The following is a 19,982-nucleotide window of genomic DNA, read 5'->3' as shown; positions in this document are numbered from 1 at the left end:
TTAAAAAAAGGAACCTCTCTCAAGGGAGGAATGCGTGCATGGCATTCAGAAGATCTAGGTGGAGAAATCAGCGGCAAAAAACAGGGGGACACTGGAAAAAGTGGGTACTGATCATCATGCTGGTGATTGTGATTTTGACGGTGCAATCTGCTGCATACATAGAGCGGAATCTGAAGCCTCCCATTATGCATCTAGCTAAAATCAGAGTGAAACAGCTGGCGACAGAAGCGATTAACAAAGCCATAACGAGTCAAATTGCAGATGGCAAACCGTCTGATGATCTCATTGAGTGGAAAACGGATACCAAGGGAAAGATCAGTGGTTTTATGCTGAATTACGATGAGCACATGAGAATTACTTCCAATGCGTTATCTATTGTTCAAACTACACTACAAGATATGGAGTCATTCAGAGACCATATTCCACTCGGGCAAGCGCTGGGAAGTACGATTTTGTCCTCTTTTGGTCCTAAAGTGCCCATTCGGATTGAACCACAAGGCGCGGTAAAAGTAGATCTCAGCACGAGACAGCAAAATGCGGGAATCAATATGATTTTGGTCGAGGTATATATTCACATCATTGCTGAGGTGGCTGTTGTAGTCCCGCTCGATATGGAACCGGAAATAGTGGACACGGAGCTGCCGATTTCCTACTTGCTTGTTGTTGGAGATGTGCCTATGTATTATTACGATAATCAAGGACGTCCTGTAGGAGATAATGGAGCAAGTGCACCAAGTTTAGCGCTTCCTTCTTTACCATCAGCTACAGCACCGAGCACGGGAGTAACAACCCCGGATGCAAGCAGCACCGTCCCCAAGAACGAGGGGAATAGTCAGCTCTATCTAGAAGAGCCGGAACCTCTTTTGCCAAATGGTAATGAGTGAGTGAGAAAAATTGAACCTGGATCGTAAAAAAAGAAAGTGACTTGTACAAGAATCGTCTGTTTCCAGAGGATGCTTACGTAACAAGTCACTTAAAATTACGGTGAGGTTTTCTTTTTCTTTTTGGCTTGTAAAGCTTTACGTTCTTCATTCTCCCAGCGATGCAGTGATGGATAGGGATCAAAAGACCATTCGGTAAGCCCTGTATCCCGGTAAATACCATAATGCAGATGAGGAGGGAATTTCCCCTGTGTCCCTGGCTTACCATAACCGGAGCTTCCTACCCATCCAATGGTTTGTCCTGGAGTCACAATACTGCCTACGTGTATACCCTTCTCGAAGCCAGACAAATGCGCATAGTAGTGATAGTGGTTGTCTAGGTCCCTTATTCCCACGCGCCATCCTCCAAATGGATTCCAGCCTTTAATTTCAATAATTCCATAACAAGTACTTCGGACCGTCAGGCCATGATGGGCAAAAAGATCTGTTCCCTCATGAATTCGCCGTCCACCCCAGCTGCGGCTTGTTCCCCAGGTGCTTCGGTAAGAGTACACGGTACCTAAAGGTAAAGGGAATGCATGCTCTGAAAGCTCAAGCGTATCAAAGTGCTTATAGATTCTGGCGAATTGCTGTATTCTTTGAACCGCTCTTGTGTTTTGGTAATAGTGCCATAGAGAGATACCGATATCATCTGCCGATATCCCATATTTTGAAGCAACACGAGACATGGTAAAAAGTACATCCACGTTATTCTCTGGGTCTGCTTTCTGATCACCAGTTCCATCTAGTCCAAGTCCACCAAAGAGGGCAATGGACATAGGATTCTTATCCTGCTGATCTGGATTTAAAATTCCTGCCCACCTTCGAGATTCAAAAAAGATACCTGTTAACCGCTCTTCGTGTGCGCGGTCCTTCGGATGCGCTTTTGTCATCGTCCGCTCATACTGATCAATCGCTGCAAGATAATACCAAGGAACGCCGCTCACCATACTTATTTGGTCATATAATGCCTTGCGTTCTCTATAAATATCTTGAGCACTTGGCGGATTTACAGGTTTCTCCTGAGCAAAGACATCAGCTGGTGTGAGTGAGGCAAAGAAAGAGAGAGTGAGTGTGACTTTCAGACAAAGCATTCGCCAGTTATGTTTTTTGTATATCCGTAACAACAGATACTCCTCCTTTCTTCGTTTCCGCTCAAAGTTATGTTTAGGTTCACACAACTCTCTTGTTTTTATGCCTTATCATGAAAAAAAGAATCGGGAGCGTAAAGAAGAAATGATAAGAAATGGAGGTTATTACCATAAAATTCATGTTATAATGTGTCCGTGCGATAGTTTAATACATCTCGATATAGAAAAGAGGGTACTTCCTTGGGGAGCAAAGTGAAAGAACCTAAACCAGAGTGGATTAAGATAAAACTAACCGCAGGTGAAGAGTATCAAGAAATTAAAACAATGATGCGTTCAAAAACCCTTCATACGGTCTGCGAAGAAGCACGTTGTCCTAATATTTATGAATGCTGGGCAAACCGTACAGCAACTTTTATGATTCTTGGAGATATTTGTACAAGAGCCTGCCGATTCTGTGCAGTAAATACGGGTCTGCCTACTGAGCTTGATTTACAGGAGCCGGAACGTGTTGCTGAAGCGGCAGAACAGATGAATTTACAGCACTGTGTAGTGACGAGTGTAGCGAGGGATGATCTTACAGATGGAGGAGCTTCCATTTTCGCAGAAACAATCAAAGCAATACGCAGAAAACTACCTTTATGTAGTGTCGAGGTACTCATTCCTGATTTTCTAGGGAATAAGGAGGCACTGCAAATCGTCATGGATGCAAAACCGGATATTTTAAATCATAATATTGAAACGGTAGAACGCTTGTCTGATCAGGTTCGTGCCAAAGCTAAGTATGAACGTTCTCTTGAATTGCTTAAAAGATCAAAAGAAATGAATCCAGATATACCAACCAAATCAAGTATTATGCTGGGGCTTGGGGAAGAGTGGGATGAAATTCTTCAGACAATGGACGATTTGAGAGCAGTCGATTGTAATATTATGACGATTGGGCAATATCTACAGCCTTCGGACAAGCATTTATATGTAAAAAGGTATGTAACGCCTGAAGAATTCGCGGAACTAAAAAAAGAAGGTCTGGCTCGAGGATTCAGTCATGTGGAATCAGGACCTATGGTTAGAAGTTCATATCATGCACATGAACAAGTAAAGTCTGCCGCGAATGCAAATAATGTAGTATAGTAGGAGTAAGCCTTTGCATGAAAAAGAAGGCGGTTCGGATAGAAGGGAAGGAAGACGGTTTTGATTCAGATCAGCGGCAAAACTTATGAAGTCTTGCAGGACTATAGAAACGGTTGGAATCCGGAAGCCTTTCGTGATCGGTATAGCGATGTCCTTGAACGATATGATTATATTATTGGGGATTGGGGCTATAATCAACTGAGACTTAAAGGATTTTACCGAGAGAACCACCCGAAGGCGAATAAAGATACTTCGATTACGGGCATGGTTGATTATATTAACGAATATTGTAATTTTGGTTGTGCTTATTTTGTACTTCATAAGCAAAAAGAGCAAAAAGAACCTAAGGATTCAAAAGAGAAAGAATTTAAAGAAGCTAAAGAATCTAAAGAATCCCAACCAAAAGAGCCTAAAGAGCCTAAAGATCCTAAAGAGCTTAAAGAGTTTAAAGAACCAAAAGAACCAAAAGAACCAAAAGAGTCAAAAGAACATAAAGAACATAAAGAATCTAGAGAGCGCAAGTTCTCTAAGGAGAACAAAACAAAAGAAGAAGCTACAGCAAAAAGCGGTTCCTGAGTAGGAACCGCTTTTTGCTGTAGCTTAATCCAGAAAGGCTGTACGAACCCGATCCCAAAATGGGTAAGGACGATATCTTGCAAAACTAACTTTTTGTCTGGAAACCTGACACCTTACAGATATAAGGTCATCAATCGTCATATTAACGTGATCAATAGTAAGTAGCAGTCTTTGGGATTTTCTAGAGAAAATATCGCAATGATGATGCTTGGGCAGTACGATAGGCGATCCTAGCGTACGGTAGACCCGGTTATTAATGGAGGCGATCTCAGCAATTTGCATCGCTTCAATCGTGGGGTGAATCATGGCTCCGCCAAGTGCTTTGTTGTAAGCCGTGCTGCCGGAAGGGGTGGATACACAAATGCCGTCACCACGAAACATCTCAAAAGTAATATCATTAATATCGACTTGAGCTACAACTGTTCCATCGACACCTTTGAGGGTAAACTCATTAAGTGCAACCATGGAGGTAATCCCTGACTTTCGGTGGATCTCCAGATCAACTAAAGGATACTCCACAATACGTGGCTGCAACTGCTGACTCGTATCTAGACCGTTACTCATAAGTTTGATCAGCTCATGAAGCTCATCCGCTTTCCAGTCTGCATAAAAACCAAGGTGACCTGTATGAACACCAACAAAAGCAATATCAGGGATTTGATCAATAAACGTATGAAAAGCCTGTAGCATGGTGCCATCGCCGCCAATAGAAACAACGATCTCTGGAGATTTGGCATCAAGTATAAATCCCTGCTCTTCAGCAAGACGGTGAAATTGCTCGGCCAAATCCATAGATAAAGAGTCTCCTCTGTCCTGAACATAATATCTCAAGATGAAAGCTCCTTTGTAATAAGTATAACTTGATGATATCCAATTTCAGGACAGAAAACAATCGCTGCAACACATTTCCTTTAGTCTTGAGTTTTTGCAGTGAGCTGTTTAATCCATACATAGACAGCGGTTATCAACATTAATCCGCCAATCAGCATCATAGTGATTGCTAGTTGCGATGGGAGCAGGTGGATACCCGTAAGAAGAGAAGAAGAGTCGGAAGATCCAGACCAATTGATCGTATCTACTGTATTCATTATTGGGTTCCAGCACAAAAATACAATTCCGGCTGCAAGGATCGCATGAACCGCTCTTGCAAACATAAACGGTAAATAACGCAGCGGTGTAGAATTCAGAATGCTCACAACCTGAGCATGAACGGATAAACCTCCCCAAGAAAGAATAGAAGCAGCCGCAGCAACTTTATAGATGAGGGGTACCCCCTCTAAAGTTCCAGCATACCGAGCTCCGAGGGTAACTTCAAACAATCCTCCAACAAGCGACTGAGATAATTCTGTAGGCAATCCTAGAAATAAGAGGACTTGTTCAAGCCAGTGGTACATCCCATTCATAAATCCAGCTTCCGTAAATAATTCGAGAATGACCGAAAAAAATACGACAAGTCCGCCCACAACGGTCATCAGCTGTAAAGAAGAACGGATTGCTTGCTGTACAAGTTGTCCAAGAGAGCGTCCATCGCTCTCACGAGCCTGGTGCATTGCATGGAATGCATGCTTCAAACGGTTAACTTCCTCAGGCAAAGCTTCCGTATTCGTCTCTAAAGGATCTTTTGGACCATGAAACCGCATCAGAAGACCAACAATGAGTCCAGATCCATAATGAGCAATAGCGAGAATTCCTGCTAGAGCAGGCATGTGAAAAAAACCAACAGATACTGCCCCGATTAGGAATATAGGATCAGATGTTGTAGTAAAAGCAACGAGTCGTTCTCCTTCTTCACGTGTGATTTGTTTTTGTTCCCATAACTTAGCTGTCAGTTTAGCTCCAACAGGGTATCCTGAAGCATAGCTAATAGCGGCGACAAAACCGCCTGTTCCTGGAATTCGAAATACGGGTCTCATAAACGGGTGAAGAAGAGTGCCCATGAAGTGGACGATGCCAAGTCCAAGGAGTAACTCCGATATGACAAAAAAGGGAAATAGAGAAGGGAAGAGGACCTCCCACCAAATGGAAAGACCGCGAACTCCGGACTCCCATACGGATAAAGGATAGACCACCATTAACATGCATATACTGAGTAGACCGAAGGTGATCAAAAGTGGTAAGGCTAGACGCTTCATATGCCATGGTTCGCCCCTTTTTCTAAAAGCTGTTCACTGGTTATGAATACTATATGAGCCAAGATGGACAAACAGGACAAAAAAAATAGAAAGCGTTTGCAAATTTACTGTAATTTAAGGAAATGTATGCTAATATAAATAGTAATTAGTGAATAGATCTAAAGTCCTCTTTTGATATGCCTGGTTTCTATTATCTAAAGGATGGAGTGATGTCGTGATGGGAGTAATTGCAGGGATACTCGTCTGCGCTATTGTATATGTGATGCGGGCAGCGCATATCCATCCCGGTGAAGAAGACTGGCGGAGTTATTAAGGATCAACTGCAAATATATACCTAAGGCAAGAACAGTTGGTATGAGACAAGAGTCCTAGATAGATAGGAGCTCTTGTCTTTTTTTGTTATACTAGATCAAGAACTTAGCATGAGAAAGAAGGCGAGAGAATGGATCCGAACAAAACGCTTTATGAAAACTTGGGAGGCGCTGAGGGTATAAAAGCACTTGTTGAGGCTTTTTATCCGAAGGTACAAAAAAATGAATTGCTATCTCCGCTTTTTCCAGAGGATATTACTCCGGTTTTGGAGAAACAGTATATGTTTTTAAGTCAATTTTTCGGTGGTCCCTCTCTGTATTCTGATGCAAATGGACATCCGATGATGAGAGCAAGACATTTACCTTTTCCTGTTACGGAAGAGCGGGCTCAGGCTTGGTTATCTTGTATGTATGAAGCTTTAAAAGAAATGGATATACCGGAGACGGTTGTCGATGTTACCATTCAGCGATTATCTGGCCCGGCCTATCATTTTATTAATACTCCCTCCTAATGATGAACAAGAAAAGCACCGGTTTTCACCGGTGCTTTTCTGTTATAAGGATCTTAAACGCTGATCAGCGAGCAGATAATCCTGATCGTTATCGAGTAACGTTACCCGGTTTTTGCAGCACGGAAAGACAAGCAGATGTTTTTTTCCGTCATGTATTAATGAAAGCTGTTTCGGTTTCAACGGAAGTAATACATTCTCTGCCGAGCAGAAGGGACATTCCTGAACATAAATGTCACCCATTACAATGTCATAGGGCCATGTATTTTCAAATGGAATCATAAACGGTTATCCTTGTCTTGGTCTGTACTTACATCGGAATCGTCTGCTGCTGGAGTAGATTCCTCCTTAGCCAGTTCAGCCAGCTTTTGCATCAGGATATGTTGCGGCATATGCATGAGATGCTCAATAGGAACACCTAATTTTTTAGATAACGTAACGGCTGTCTCTGCAGAAATCTGTAAAGGTCTCATTTATATTTCCTCCTGAATGTTATATATAGAATTTAGGTAAAGACTGGAATCAATAATAGCATAATTCTGATATAGTATTAGTTATACACCTTGAACAGGGGTTGTTCAAACCTGTTTCTCGATGTTTTTTTGGAAAATAAATAAAAAAGGTGGCAAAAGTATGAGTAAAACACTGCGTCAAACATGGGATTTGGAAACAATTTTTAGCGGAGGTTCCTCATCGGAAACCTTTGCTGTTTATCTTAAACAACTCGAGCAGGATATCGCAAGTCTAAACACACAAGTGGCTGATGCAAAAGTTCCTGTGACAGTGGAAGATACATATGTTTACGATGGAATGATTGATCAGCTTCAAGATATTATTGCACGATTGTCGGAAGGCTCTGCCTTTGTGTCATGCCTTGGTGCAGAGAATCAAGATGATAAAAAAGCGGTACAACTCACGGGCAGAATTGCTTCGCTTCATGCCCAGTTAGCGAGTGTGAAGACTAGGTTTGACAGCTTGCTGCAGCAAACAGATGACGAAGTATGGGCAGGGTGGATGAAGCGCCCTGAGATCATGCCGATCTCTTTTGTTATGAATGAGAGCCGCCAAGAAGCGAAAGAAAAAATGGCACCTGAACTGGAAAGCTTAGCGCTTGATCTTGCAGTGGACGGATATCACGGTTGGGGAGATTTCTATGATACGATCGTAAGTAAAGTGCGGGTTCCTTATGAAGAGAATGGGGAAACGACATACTTGTCGGCGGGACAAGCGGCGAACAAATTACAGCATCCTAATCGCGAAGTGCGTGAATCGATGCTTAAGAGTTGGGAAAAAGCTTGGAGTGAGGCAGCAGACTACTGTGCTGACACCCTCAATCATCTCGGCGGTTTCCGTTTGAAACTATACGAGAGAAGAGGATGGGACTCCGTTCTCAAAGAACCACTTGCTATTAACCGAATGTCTGCAGAGACTCTTGATGCAATGTGGGATGTGATAACACGCGCGAAACCAGTCCTTGTAAAATATCTGGAACGCAAAGCAAAGCTTCTCGGCGTTGAGGAGTTATCCTGGGCTGACGTATCTGCACCTATAGGTGAATCTACAGGAACGATTACTTATGATGCGGCAGCGGAGAGTATTGTGACTCAGTTCCGCAAATTTAGCCCTCGCATGGCTGACTTCGCACAGATGGCCTTTGATAAACATTGGATTGAGGCAGAGGATCGCCCAGGTAAACGTCCAGGTGGATTCTGTACATCACTTCCTGTAAGCAAGGAAACGCGTATTTTTATGACTTATGCAGGTACCGCCTCTAATGTGTCTACACTAGCGCATGAGCTCGGACATGGTTATCACCAGCATGTAATGGATGATATGGAGATCTTGAATCAAAGCTATGCTATGAACGTTGCAGAAACGGCTTCTACTTTTGCAGAGCTGATTGTAGCAGATGCACTGATCCAAGAAGCAGATGAAAAAGAAAAGCTTGCTTTACTGGAGGAAAAAATTCAAAATACAGTGGCTTTCTTTATGAATATTCATGCTCGGTTCCTTTTTGAGACACGTTTCTATGAGAAACGTAAAGAAGGTCTTCTCAGTGCAGGGGAACTGTCTGAGTTAATGGAGAGAGCTCAACGGGAAGCATTCTGTGATTCTCTTGGTTCATATCATCCAACATTTTGGGCATCGAAGCTGCATTTTTATATTACAGGAGTCCCTTTTTACAATTTCCCTTATACATTTGGATTCATGTTCAGTACAGGGATTTATGCACAGGCACAAAAAGAAGGAACCGCATTTGCTGAGAAATATGACAATTTATTGCGGGATACCGGCCGGATGACCGTAGAGGAACTTGCTGAAAAACATCTAGGTACAGATGTAACGAAACCTGATTTCTGGCAGGGAGCTGCTGACTTATGTATCGCTGATATTGAGCAATTCCTTCGTATGACCGAAAACCTACAATAGATTTTGAATAAATAGGACCTTAGCAGTGATGCCGAGGTCTTTTTTTTATAAAAGTTATTGATTTATGCCAGAAGTTTGTCGAAATATGATTATATAATAAAAAAACTGTTATTTTTTTTGCATAAAATTGTTGTAAAATAGAAAAATTTGACATATACTGAGTCACAAGCCCTATATAAAGGCTAAAAGTATAAGAGGATGGTGTATATGATCTCACTTGATCAGCTTTCTCTACCTAGACAACTGGATATTGTCTTTAGAGCACTTGATGAAGAACTTACAGGTCTTGATTCAGGAATCGTTTTTGTGCAAATTCGAAATAATGTAATAGGTAAATTCGGGATTAGACATTATCCGGTACCTATGAAAAAAGTGATGGAGAGTTCTTCAAAAGGACTCACAGAAACTCAGCGTTCTTCTTTTCGTCTTATGGCCCTGGAATCACTAAAGTTAAAAAAACACTGGACGCATGGAGAAATCACTTATGATTTCGCCGTTAGAAATGACATGATTGTTGTAGATTCAACCTTAGAGTCCAATTATAACCTGGCTAGTTTGATGATTCGTTACCCACGTACTACATATACAGATATTCAATTAGGCCCATCATAATAATAAAGCGGCCCTCTCTTATAAAGAGAAGACCGCTTCGTTTAACCCGCTTAGATTCTTGCGTGGAACCTAGCTAGATTTATGAGAAAATAACGACGTTATTGACGACCAGCCAATTGCTGTTCAGCGATTTGTACCAGACGTTTTGTGATATAACCTCCGAGAGATCCAGTCTCACGGGAAGTATAGTTACCGTAGTAACCATCTGCAGGAATTGTTACGCCTAGCTCTTGTGCTGCTTCCAATTTCAGTTGTTGAAGTGCAGCGTTTGCTTGTGGCACTACCAAGTTGTTAGAACGAGATCCTGATGCCATGTGTTGTCACCTCCTTTTGTGCTTTGTGAGATTAGTATGGTTTTAGGAAGAGAAAATATACTCAAAAAATAAGCAGGTAACAAGTGGAAATGAAGAAGATAGTCTGAGGTAAGTTTCGAGGTGAAAGCAAAAGGTCAGCTTATTATCGATTTGAAGTGTATATAACACAAATAGACAGCTGAATCAGCTGTCTATTTGTAAGCTATACTTTTCTTATTCTGAATCTGCAGGTTGAACGATCTCAATCTGTGTAGAGAGTTCAATAGTCTGACCTGGCTCCATATGTATGAGTCCTGTGAAGTCTGCATCTCTCTCCATATTTGGAGCATCGGGCAACCAAGTATAAGGTTCAATACACAAATAATCACTGCTTTCCCCTTTGGTAAATAATACCCAATGTAAAAAAGAATCTTTATTCGCTGTATATTTAATGGCATAACCATCATTACGCGTTAGATAAGCAGTGTCTTGTTCGCGATCAGACCTAAATATGGTATCTAAATTCTGTCCTGCGAGATTGATTCCATAAGGCAGGCTGGCAAGAGAACCTAAACCCTCTAAATCTCCGGTTGGCAGTAAATCATCATTAAGCGGATAACTTCCATTCACCGGAAGTTTAATATTCCAACGATGTGGTTCTCCATCAAGCATAAACCAAGTGTGATATCCCATACCAAACGGTGCTGCATGATCACCTTGATGAGTAACACGAAGTTGTTGTGTCAAAGTAGAACCTTGCAGTCTAAAGGTCATTGAGAATGTCATAGGAACGGGAAAATGCTTCATCCAGAGTTCATCTTCACATGTCTTCCACTCCGTTGTTACGGTGCATCCATCGTCATCTTCTTCTATGTCACTAACGCACCAAGGCTGTGTACGATGAAGTCCGTGAATATGGTTATTATTTACGGAATTTTGAGCAAATTGATACTCTTGGCCTTCATATTCAAAGTGACCCAGGTGGATACGCCCTGGGGGGATCAGCATCGGAACACCAAAATGGTAAGGTTTCTGAAGATAAAAAGCGAGATCCTGTTCGTCAGGTTTACGAACAACTTCCCGGTTTTGAATACGATCATAAATGGATATAATGTTGTTACCGAGGCGGGGTAGCAGGGTGACTTCAAGATCACGACTGTGCAAAATATAAGTGTCATAGCCGTTCCAAAGCCCTTTGGTCACTTGTTTCATCTTTTTTGCTCCTTTTCCCACGAAAGATCTTAAACATCTTACACGTAAGTCTATCATAACAGATAATTGTATCTGTAGTAAAAAGGTACCTTAGATTCACGAATGGAATTTATGTAATTGTTACTTCTCATATTTCATGTTGACATGAGAACTTTATCATGATTATGATAAAGCAAGTATATAACTTATAATCGTTGATAGGGATAAGTAAGCTTAGTGATGCAACTGCAGAAAGCCGATGGTTGATGCGAATCGGTGTTGCGGACTTTGACTGAATGGACCCTGGAGAGCCCGGCTTAACGAGAAGCGATGCTTCTTTAGTAGGTCAGGACGACTAATCCGCGTTAAGGAAGATAAGGTTGCTTATGAGTGTTTTTTATGTGCGATTAAGCAGCGAATTAGGGTGGCACCACGGTCTCACGTCCCTTTCACGGGATGTGGGGCCTTTTTGTATTTTGTTATATTCTTGAAGGATATGAATTGTAGGAGGACTAGAAAATGAAAACTGTATTCTCGGGTATTCAACCTAGTGGAAAGCTAACGCTAGGGAATTATATTGGGGCAATGAAAAATTTCGTTAAGTTACAAGACGAATATCATTGTAATTTTGTAGTTGTAGACTTGCACGCAATTACGGTCTCACAAGACCCTGCTGCGCTCTACGAACAATCTAAAGACGTTGCTGCGTTATACTTGGCAGCTGGAATTGATCCTAAGAAGGCGAATGTGTTCTTGCAATCTCATGTACCTCAGCACGCAGAACTCGGATGGATGCTGACTACGCTGACAGCGATGGGTGAACTTGAACGTATGACACAATTTAAAGATAAATCAGCAGGTAAAGAATCCGTAGGTGCAGGACTTTTTGTATATCCTTCCTTGATGGCAGCTGATATTCTGCTCTACAACGCGGATCTCGTACCGGTTGGAGATGACCAAAAGCAGCATATGGAACTGACAAGAGACCTCGCTCAGCGTTTTAACCGTCGTTATGGAGAGTTCTTTACCATTCCTGAGATCTATACTCCAAAAGTCGGGGCACGGATTATGTCACTGGATGATGCATCTAAGAAAATGAGTAAGAGTAACCCAAATCCAGGAAGCTATATCTCGCTTTTGGATACACCTAAAGACATTCGCAAAAAAATCAGCCGTGCAACAACAGATTCGGACAGTACGGTTCGATTCGATCCTGCAAACAAACCGGAGATCAGTAATTTAATGAGTATTTACAGCGAATGTTCCGGACTCTCTCTGCAAGAGATCGAAAAACAGTACGAAGGACAAATGTATGGGGCTTTCAAAAAGGAACTTGCGGAAGTGGTGGTTTCTGTTATTGAACCGATGCAGGAGAGATTCCGTGAGATTCGTGAGTCCGATGAACTGATGCGTATTCTAAATGAATCTGCAGAGCGGGCAAGAGAGATCGCCGCTGCAAATCTGACAGAAGTGAAGAAACGGATGGGTTTTGTTGTTTAAACTCTAAGACCGGTTCATCTCAGTACGATTCCTTTTTGCCTTAATGACGAATCCCCAGCCGATATTACAGATGGCTAAAATACTAAAAAGTAAAGCTAACCATAAGGAATGGCTAAGTGAAACTGCGGTGACCATAAGTAATATAATAGAAGAAGCAGCAAACCAAAGAGACAGACCTTTACTCATGTGAAAGTACCTCCAAAAAAATATTTTTAAAAAGAAGTATAGCTTTTCGAGAGAGAGCCATAATAATCTTGCAAGCTTGCAACAGCAAACATCACGCGCGAGGCGAAAGGAGATTACACACATGGCATCAGGATCTCGTTCTAACAATTTGGTAGTTCCACAAGCGAACGCTGCACTTCAACAACTGAAAATGGAAGCTGCTCAAGAGCTGGGCGTCACCATTCCGGCGGATGGTTACTACGGTAACTACACTTCCCGCGAAACAGGTTCACTCGGGGGATATATCACAAAACGTCTAGTACAAATCGCTGAACAGCAATTGTCTGGTCAAAGTAAATAAATGTAACTCAACAATCACATTAGCGGGCTTGGACGGTATTTCTACCGTCCAAGCTTTTTGTGTTGCCTATGTAGCTGATTTTGCATGAAAGCGGTATATTACGTCAAGCATAAAAAAACGGCCTCCTGGGGCCGTTTCTCTTTTTGATACTTAGGTGTGAGAGCCAAGGGATAATTTTTTCTCCATCTTATCCTCACTAAGCCATCCCACATAAGTGCTGATCGGTTCATAATTTCTGTCCATTACCATACAGGCAACAAAGGGGTACTGTTTACGATGACGATACCTTACATCTCCCCATCGAACAAAATAGCCAAAGCTTAATTCTTCAACTTCTGCAACAGCAAAGGAAGTGAAATATAAAAATGCCTGAATGTCTGGGTGAGATTTAGAAATCTCAACAGCAGGATGATCTGAGGACACAGCATGCTTACTCCAGACGAGGAGATGTCCATCTAATTTCCCAATCTCGTAGCTGCCGTCTTTGTGAGCTTTGACCACATGCCAGCGATTTAAATGAATCGTAGGGATAACATAATACTTATCTTCAGGTGCTGATGAGGGATCCATCTTTCTTACTTGTTTTGTTTTGGAATAATGAACTAGTGTACGCCAGACGTAATAAAGAGCCAAGAATGAATATAAGACAATAAAAGTGGGTGCAGGATCAAAAATCCCAAAGAACCAGCATAAAATAGCGATCACATGGGTTGTAAAGAGAACCGGATCAAAAATATGAATGATGTTCCACGAAATCCATTTCTCTGTAAAAGGACGCATAGCTTGTGTTCCGTATGTATTAAATACGTCGGTGAATACGTGAACACATACGGCTATTCCGGTCCATAAGGCAACATGCAGGATGGGTACGTCTCGGAATAACAAGGAAATAACTGCGGTAATCAGCGCTGTCCATATAAATAGAAAGGGGATCGAATGAGTTATCCCTCGATGATTTCTTATATAGGAAGCATTATTTTTTTTAATTCGAAGAACCGTATCAAGATCTGGAGCTTGTGATCCTGCAACGGTGCCAACCATGACGGCAACAGCCAGTTCTGGATTTGAGGCCACGACAGGGTCAACGAAACTTAGGCCAGCAAGACCAAAGCCCATAACAAAATGTGTAGCTGTATCCATGTAGGTACTCTCCTTTTTAGTAATCAAATCATAAATTCTGCTGAAATTTGTTATTTTGTAATCTAAAGATACTAAATTATTTAATTCCCTATTGAGAAAATCTCTATTCAAGTAAAAAAAGATAGAATGCTCGTATTTTGACATAAAGGTATATGATATTCCAATAACTTACCTCACAAATAGGAAATTTGTCATAGCCTATTCATAATTGAGTGATCTTTGTCAAAGACTTTCCTTATTTGTTATGATAAAATTTATATCGGAGGCAATAATTATTTTCTCCAATAAGACGTTTATCGTAAGGAGGATTTACAAGCGTGAATAATAGATATCAGGCATCTTCCGATACAGCAGCTATCCCCGCACGGCCTACGCCGCCGCGAGAATCTGCAACATGGAAAGATTTTGTGGTTTTGACAAAACCGGGCATTCTGAGAACAAACCTGGTTGCAGCATTTGGTGGTTTTTGGCTTGGATCTCAATGGGATGTTGATTATTTAAGAATGATTATTACCATGATCGGAACGATGCTCGTAATGGCCTCATCCTGTGTGTTCAATAATTATTTTGATCGTGAATTAGATAAAAAAATGGAACGGACTCGTAATCGCGCACTACCCACTGGGAAACTCAGCCCGAAGGTAGTGCTTACTTATGCTGTCAGTTTAGGAATTCTGGGACTTATTGTTTTGTTTGCCTATTCCGGCTGGCTTGCAGGCGTCCTTGGTATTTTTGGGATGTTCATTTACGTCATCATTTATACTTTATGGCTCAAGCGTTCATCTACATGGAGTACATCCATAGGCGGATTCTCTGGTGCGGTACCTCCCGTTATCGGTTATGTAGCTGCATCAGGAAAACTTGATCTTGGCGCTCTACTTTTGTTTGCTTTATTGTTTCTATGGCAGCCTCCGCATTTCTGGGCACTGGCGATTCGCAGGGTAGAAGATTACCGTGCTGCAGGATATCCGCTTCTTCCTGTGGTCAAAGGGATCGAACGCACAAAAATTCAGATGATTCCTTATTTAATCCTTCTGGTTCCTGTGCCAATTCTCATGTATGTGTACAATTACACAGGTCTTGTGTTTATGATTGTTACGCTAATCTTATCGCTCATATGGTTATTTTACGGCTTCCAAGGTTTCAAAGCAAAAGACACCGATGCTTGGGCCAAAAAAATGTTTTTCTTCTCAATTAACTACCTAACGATCAGTTTCCTTCTTATGATTCTAGATACCGTTCATAAATAAGCAGAAACAGACTATGTTTCAAATACTATATCTATTTTTATTACACCAAGGAACTTTGCGTTAATCATGAAATAAAAGGGAGACCCGCTCCAAACCGGATGGGCTCCTCCTTTTTTACTCTCTAACTTCAAAATTGTTACATAGTTGGATCGATTTTATAATACATTTGGCTGCTTTCATCAGGAAAAACCATTTATTGAAGAAGGAGCGGATCTTCTTGATTTTCAAAAAGTACATATGGACTTGGATTTTATTATTGATCGCAGCAGTTATGGCAGGTTATCTCATTTATAATGCGCTCGATTTTGGAAAAGAGGAATATCCGAAGTTAGGAAAAGTAGAACCCTTTTCGATGGAGAATGTAGATGGAAGTACTGTTTCTCTAGAGGATACGGAAGGGAAAACACGTCTTTTTTATTTCTATTTTACAAGTTGTCCTGATGTATGCCCGGTAACGACCTTCAGCCTGTCTCAGGTTCAGGAACTGCTGAAGGAAGATGAAACGTTTGGCAAGGAAGCTTCATTTGTTTCCATATCATTTGATCCGGAAGTTGACACTAGAGAAACCATCAAAGCTTTTGCAGATCGATTCAAAGCAGATTATTCTGGCTGGTATTTCCTGAGAGGAGATGCAGAAGAGACAAAGCAGTTAGCAAGAGAATCATTCAAAATTCTCATTGAAGGAAATAGTGTGGATAATTTCGTGCATGCTAATCTTATTGCATTAGTAGATCAGGACAACAATATTCGCAAAATCTATAATGCCTCTAATACAGAAGAAGCTGCGCCGGAGATCATTGCAAGAGACGTTAGGAATGTAGTGAGTGAATAAGTTTATCTATGTAGTGAGAAAGCTGTGTCCATTAAAGGCACAGCTTTTTTTAATTATCAAAATGGCTGCTAAAGTCAGGGTAGATAATGTATTCATCAAGACCTGCTTTTTCTAACTGGGCAATAAGATACTCATCAGGCGTACCTTCCACCCCAGCATAACCTCGTCTGGTATAAATATGTTCTGCATCCGGGAAGGTATCTCTGAGTTCACCTCGAATGCGTTTTCCAGAGCTGTCATTATCCATAAACAAATAAACTTCATCATATTTAATCTGTTTACGAAGTTTTTCTAGCTTCATGCTGTTCAGTGTTCCATACGTGCATAAAATAGAAATCTCGGGTTGTAACAACCGACGGAGTTTGCTGCGATCATTTTTGCCTTCCACAATGACATGAATCGGCATCGTATGCTTCACCTCTTGTTTTATTCGCATATGGACTCGAAATTCCCCGGGAAATGTTTATGTTCTATTTTATCGCAAAGTAAGGATTTCATGCAAAAAGATCAGTCCATGATTGGACTGATCTCAGACTGTAGACAAATTAACCACCACTCGTTTGCCTACAGTCTTTTTTATTAGATGTGTTTTGGTTCGGGAGTAAGTGTAGAAGTGCGAACTTGTTTTGAAAAAGGTAAAAATAAGAGACCAATCATGAGGACAAGAAAAGCTAGGAAGTAAGGAGAGATCTCCATTCGAATCTGTCCGGCTGCAATGGGACCTACAAAAGAACCTAATGAAGTCGCAATTGACTGAATAGAAAAAATCCGCCCAAGCCTGGCTCCGCGACTCAGCTGCACAAACATGGTTGCTAGTGCCGGGAATATGATTCCTTTGGATGTGCCAAGGACATAGAGAACAAGCCATAAAGGCAGTTCAGGTACAGAAGCGAGCAGAAAGAAGCTGATTGCCATCAGTAATACGCCTGCGGCAAGACGAAGCTTTGTCGAATAACGATTGAGAAACAACATACTGAGTGTAGTAAGTGCTCCTAAACTGATGATGGAGAATAGCAGGCCTGTTGATAATATCGAAGCTGAGCCGCTGCCTCTCAGGGGGAGTTCAAAGAAAAGAACGCCTTGAGAGCATGCAATGACTAGCGGTAAAACAAAATAACGCCAAGATATCGGAAGAAAACGGCCTTCCATAGGAGGCAGCACTTTGGCACTCGCCGTACTGGCTGCCTTTACGGCAGGAATCGTAAAAAATGCCATCAGCCCAGTAATGATCAGCAGAATTCCAAGAATCTGAAAAGTCCCGGAGAAGCCAATGCCTGCAACAATGAAGGCGCCGGCTGCGGGAGAGACCACAGAAGCCAGTGTATGGACCACACCATGTCCTGACATATACTTTCCTTGCGTGGTTGGATCAGAAGACAACTGAGCAAGCAGAGTCATACAGGCAGGAGAGAGAAAAGCGAGAACAAATCCGCTGAGTGCCCGTAAAATAAGTAGTTGCCATGGGGTATCAACATAGGCTTGAAGCAACAAAAGGATCCCAGCAGTTGTTAGACTGAAAATAATGTAACGCTTGCTTCCATGCTTATCAATTTTTGTGCCTGCAATCAGATTTCCCGGTAGATGGGTTAAGGAATAAATGCCCATCATCCAACCAATAAAGGTGGGAGCTGCGCCTAATGAAATCGCAAAAGGCGTAAGAATAGGATACTGTGCATGTAAATCGAAGAAGGCTAAAAAAAGAAATAAATAAAGCCATATGGCCGTTTTCAAGGAAACAGCACCTCCCATTTCAATATATAGCTAGAACATCGTATGATATACTTGTACGCCTAATGGGACAGTCTTATACCGTATTTTTGCGTAAACCCGGGCTTAGCTGACAGCAGTATCGGTAATCATGTATAATATTCGGGAACTCATATGAATGGAGTTCGGGAGGTGGATGATCACAATGGATTTAGAAGTATGGAAAGAGTTCGTTCAGCAAAATTGGCTGGTTATTATTGTTGCTTTGATTTTGTTGTTTATCGTCATTAATGTGCTTAAGACGGTACTAAAGTGGGCTATCGTTCTTGTAATTGTGGCCGCACTGATCATATACAGCGGTGTTTCTTTAGATCAGATCAAAGATGTAGTTACGGATGTAAGTTCGTCTACTGTGGAAACAGTGAAAACAGAAGCACAAGAACTGATGCAGAATGAAGCGAAGCAAGCGACCTATGTTCTTCACGAGGATGGAACGTTCACAATTACGAGTCCCAATGTGGAAGTTACAGGAGAGCAAGGTAAAGACAAAGTGAAGGTAAGTCTGCGCGGTGTATCTGTGGGTGAGTGGAGTATTAATAATGCCGCAGTGAAACAGTACATGGAAACCGCACAAAACTAAATAAAGATAAATATTCGTATAGGTAAAACAGGGGTGATAGCATGTTCGAATCATGGATCGACAGCCTATTGAATGGAAATGCGGTCACGCTTGTTCTATTGGTTATTCTCCTTGTATCACTGATACAAGGATTTGCAAGAGGAGCATCACGCTCAGCTGGAGCGCTGGTAAACCTGGTTACGGAAGGAATGTTTACCGTCATTGGTCTAGCTGGTGCTTTTTTTCTCTCTATGAAATTATCTCCAATGGTTCAAACGTGGCTGGCACAATACAGTGAGAACATACCTAATCGAGATTTGAAAGTATGGGAGCAAATTTATTATACTGCCATTACCGGGCTAACTGATTTTCCGTTAATGCGATTTGCTGTTCTTTTTATGATTAGTTATGCAGTGATACGTTTTGTTCTTTCTGTAGTTGGTGGTTTGCTTACAGGACTTGGTCTTGGCAGGTCAAATACCAGATCACGTAAGAATCCAGGGATGATCAGCCGCCTTCTTGGTGCTGCTTTCGGAGTTGTTGTCGGTGTAGCGAGAAGCATACTGGTGATTGCGCTGTTATTTATATTAGTGAGTCTATATCCGGGAAGTACATTCAGCAATTATGTGGAATCCTCCCCTTTGTATCAGCAGGGTGCCAAAAAAGTAATTGAACCGCTCTCGGGAACACTGATTAAGGAACGGCTTCCTGTCATTACCCAAGCGGCAAAAAATGAACTAACCGGCATGATGCACCGAAGATATGAAGTGATTGATCGGAGTATCCCTAAGGATATAGAAGGAGCAGCTTCGAAAGTGACAGAGAATGCGGCCACTGATGAAGAAAAAGCAAAGGCGCTCTATCAATGGGTAGGTACTCGTGTTGGGTATGATTACGGCAAAGTAGAGGACTATGAGCAAAGAGGCATCTGGAATGAGCAAACACCGCAGGATACTTTTCAAACGATGAAAGGTGTTTGCATCGACTATGCAAGGCTATACGCGGTTATGGCCCGGTCAGAAGGATTGGATGTAAAAGTCATTACAGGTCTTGGATATAATGGACAAGGCGGATACGGTGCTCATGCATGGAACGAAGTGTATTTAAGTGAGACAGATGAGTGGGTACCTCTTGATCCAACTTGGGCGAATAGTGGAAATTGGTTCAATCCATCTAACTTCTACGACACCCATATCAAAGATCAGTCCTTATAAT

The 19,982-nt window shown here is 41.7% G+C and carries 23 protein-coding genes and 1 other annotated feature; of the genes, 12 read left to right on the top strand and 11 right to left on the bottom strand.

What is annotated here, in order from left to right:
- The first annotated feature begins 38 nt into the window (after positions 1-38).
- The gene (yunB, locus tag KJS58_RS16830; protein WP_213534137.1) at positions 39-884 is read left to right on the top strand and encodes a sporulation protein YunB; all 846 of its coding nucleotides are present in this window, start codon (positions 39-41) and stop codon (positions 882-884) included.
- Between the two features lie 95 nt (positions 885-979).
- Here yunB and KJS58_RS16825 read toward each other — a convergent pair whose 3' ends face one another.
- Complete coding sequence (locus tag KJS58_RS16825; RefSeq protein WP_213534186.1) at positions 980-2,014, bottom strand: M23 family metallopeptidase; 1,035 nt, start codon at positions 2,012-2,014, stop codon at positions 980-982.
- Positions 2,015-2,251: 237 nt separating this feature from the next.
- Between KJS58_RS16825 and lipA the strand changes: the two genes are divergently transcribed.
- Positions 2,252-3,139 carry a lipoyl synthase gene (lipA, locus tag KJS58_RS16820; RefSeq protein WP_213534135.1) on the top strand — a complete coding sequence of 296 codons (888 nt, stop codon included), beginning with the start codon at positions 2,252-2,254 and terminating at the stop codon, positions 3,137-3,139.
- Positions 3,140-3,199: 60 nt separating this feature from the next.
- A complete protein-coding gene (locus KJS58_RS16815; RefSeq protein ID WP_213534133.1) occupies positions 3,200-3,715 on the top strand; it encodes a YutD family protein in 516 nt (171 codons plus the stop codon).
- A gap of 24 nt (positions 3,716-3,739) precedes the next feature.
- On the opposite strand, the gene KJS58_RS16810 is transcribed toward KJS58_RS16815, so the two are convergent.
- Positions 3,740-4,546, bottom strand: a complete 807-nt coding sequence (locus KJS58_RS16810; protein ID WP_213534131.1) for an NAD kinase — start codon at positions 4,544-4,546, stop codon at positions 3,740-3,742.
- Between the two features lie 80 nt (positions 4,547-4,626).
- Positions 4,627-5,847: a sporulation integral membrane protein YlbJ gene (gene ylbJ / locus KJS58_RS16805; RefSeq protein ID WP_213534129.1), complete on the bottom strand. Its 1,221-nt coding sequence runs from the start codon at positions 5,845-5,847 to the stop codon at positions 4,627-4,629.
- A 442-nt stretch (positions 5,848-6,289) separates the two neighbouring features.
- On the opposite strand from ylbJ, the gene KJS58_RS16800 reads away from it, so the two are divergent.
- Positions 6,290-6,670, top strand: a complete 381-nt coding sequence (locus KJS58_RS16800) for a globin domain-containing protein (protein ID WP_213534127.1) — start codon at positions 6,290-6,292, stop codon at positions 6,668-6,670.
- Positions 6,671-6,712: 42 nt separating this feature from the next.
- Here the strand turns inward: KJS58_RS16800 and KJS58_RS16795 are convergent, their stop codons facing one another.
- Positions 6,713-6,949 (bottom strand): hypothetical protein, encoded by a 237-nt coding sequence (locus KJS58_RS16795; protein ID WP_213534125.1) that lies wholly within the window; start codon positions 6,947-6,949, stop codon positions 6,713-6,715.
- Positions 6,946-7,140: a YycC family protein gene (locus KJS58_RS16790; protein WP_213534123.1), complete on the bottom strand. Its 195-nt coding sequence runs from the start codon at positions 7,138-7,140 to the stop codon at positions 6,946-6,948. Before KJS58_RS16790 ends, KJS58_RS16795 begins: the two co-directional genes overlap by 4 nt.
- Positions 7,141-7,300: 160 nt before the next feature.
- On the opposite strand from KJS58_RS16790, the gene KJS58_RS16785 reads away from it, so the two are divergent.
- A complete protein-coding gene (locus KJS58_RS16785; protein WP_213534121.1) occupies positions 7,301-9,097 on the top strand; it encodes a M3 family oligoendopeptidase in 1,797 nt (598 codons plus the stop codon).
- A 207-nt stretch (positions 9,098-9,304) separates the two neighbouring features.
- Entirely contained in the window at positions 9,305-9,709 is a 405-nt protein-coding gene (locus KJS58_RS16780; RefSeq protein WP_213534119.1) for an O-methyltransferase, read from the top strand.
- 98 nt (positions 9,710-9,807) lie between these two features.
- On the opposite strand, the gene KJS58_RS16775 is transcribed toward KJS58_RS16780, so the two are convergent.
- Positions 9,808-10,023, bottom strand: a complete 216-nt coding sequence (locus KJS58_RS16775; RefSeq protein WP_191801921.1) for an alpha/beta-type small acid-soluble spore protein — start codon at positions 10,021-10,023, stop codon at positions 9,808-9,810.
- Between the two features lie 213 nt (positions 10,024-10,236).
- Positions 10,237-11,214 carry an aldose 1-epimerase gene (locus tag KJS58_RS16770; protein ID WP_213534117.1) on the bottom strand — a complete coding sequence of 326 codons (978 nt, stop codon included), beginning with the start codon at positions 11,212-11,214 and terminating at the stop codon, positions 10,237-10,239.
- 185 nt (positions 11,215-11,399) lie between these two features.
- Positions 11,400-11,644, top strand: a binding site (T-box leader).
- A 68-nt stretch (positions 11,645-11,712) separates the two neighbouring features.
- Here KJS58_RS16770 and trpS point away from each other — a divergent pair.
- Positions 11,713-12,693 carry a tryptophan--tRNA ligase gene (trpS, locus tag KJS58_RS16765; RefSeq protein ID WP_213534115.1) on the top strand — a complete coding sequence of 327 codons (981 nt, stop codon included), beginning with the start codon at positions 11,713-11,715 and terminating at the stop codon, positions 12,691-12,693.
- A gap of 3 nt (positions 12,694-12,696) precedes the next feature.
- Here trpS and KJS58_RS16760 read toward each other — a convergent pair whose 3' ends face one another.
- On the bottom strand, positions 12,697-12,879 hold the full coding sequence (locus KJS58_RS16760; protein ID WP_213534113.1) for a hypothetical protein: 183 nt from the start codon (positions 12,877-12,879) through the stop codon (positions 12,697-12,699).
- Between the two features lie 121 nt (positions 12,880-13,000).
- On the opposite strand from KJS58_RS16760, the gene KJS58_RS16755 reads away from it, so the two are divergent.
- Entirely contained in the window at positions 13,001-13,219 is a 219-nt protein-coding gene (locus tag KJS58_RS16755; protein WP_160034732.1) for an alpha/beta-type small acid-soluble spore protein, read from the top strand.
- Between the two features lie 150 nt (positions 13,220-13,369).
- On the opposite strand, the gene KJS58_RS16750 is transcribed toward KJS58_RS16755, so the two are convergent.
- On the bottom strand, positions 13,370-14,359 hold the full coding sequence (locus KJS58_RS16750) for a metal-dependent hydrolase (protein WP_213534111.1): 990 nt from the start codon (positions 14,357-14,359) through the stop codon (positions 13,370-13,372).
- A 317-nt stretch (positions 14,360-14,676) separates the two neighbouring features.
- On the opposite strand from KJS58_RS16750, the gene cyoE reads away from it, so the two are divergent.
- Together cyoE and KJS58_RS16740 are read left to right on the top strand one after the other, a co-directional pair.
- Positions 14,677-15,609: a heme o synthase gene (gene cyoE, locus KJS58_RS16745; protein ID WP_213534109.1), complete on the top strand. Its 933-nt coding sequence runs from the start codon at positions 14,677-14,679 to the stop codon at positions 15,607-15,609.
- A 271-nt stretch (positions 15,610-15,880) separates the two neighbouring features.
- Positions 15,881-16,441: an SCO family protein gene (locus KJS58_RS16740; RefSeq protein WP_213534184.1), complete on the top strand. Its 561-nt coding sequence runs from the start codon at positions 15,881-15,883 to the stop codon at positions 16,439-16,441.
- Between the two features lie 49 nt (positions 16,442-16,490).
- Here KJS58_RS16740 and KJS58_RS16735 read toward each other — a convergent pair whose 3' ends face one another.
- A complete protein-coding gene (locus KJS58_RS16735) occupies positions 16,491-16,847 on the bottom strand; it encodes a toprim domain-containing protein (RefSeq protein WP_213534182.1) in 357 nt (118 codons plus the stop codon).
- Between the two features lie 173 nt (positions 16,848-17,020).
- Positions 17,021-18,172 (bottom strand): MFS transporter, encoded by a 1,152-nt coding sequence (locus tag KJS58_RS16730; protein WP_213534107.1) that lies wholly within the window; start codon positions 18,170-18,172, stop codon positions 17,021-17,023.
- A 181-nt stretch (positions 18,173-18,353) separates the two neighbouring features.
- On the opposite strand from KJS58_RS16730, the gene KJS58_RS16725 reads away from it, so the two are divergent.
- Positions 18,354-18,788: a hypothetical protein gene (locus KJS58_RS16725; protein WP_213534106.1), complete on the top strand. Its 435-nt coding sequence runs from the start codon at positions 18,354-18,356 to the stop codon at positions 18,786-18,788.
- A gap of 41 nt (positions 18,789-18,829) precedes the next feature.
- Entirely contained in the window at positions 18,830-19,981 is a 1,152-nt protein-coding gene (locus tag KJS58_RS16720; RefSeq protein ID WP_213534104.1) for a transglutaminase domain-containing protein, read from the top strand.
- The last annotated feature ends 1 nt before the right edge of the window (position 19,982 follow it).

Origin of the sequence: Paenibacillus sp. J45TS6 (genome assembly GCF_018403285.1) — a bacterium.
Classification (GTDB): Bacteria; Bacillota; Bacilli; order Paenibacillales; family Paenibacillaceae; genus Paenibacillus.
The sequence above is the reverse complement of the archived record's forward strand: the minus strand, read 5'-3'. Positions and strand labels throughout refer to the sequence as shown.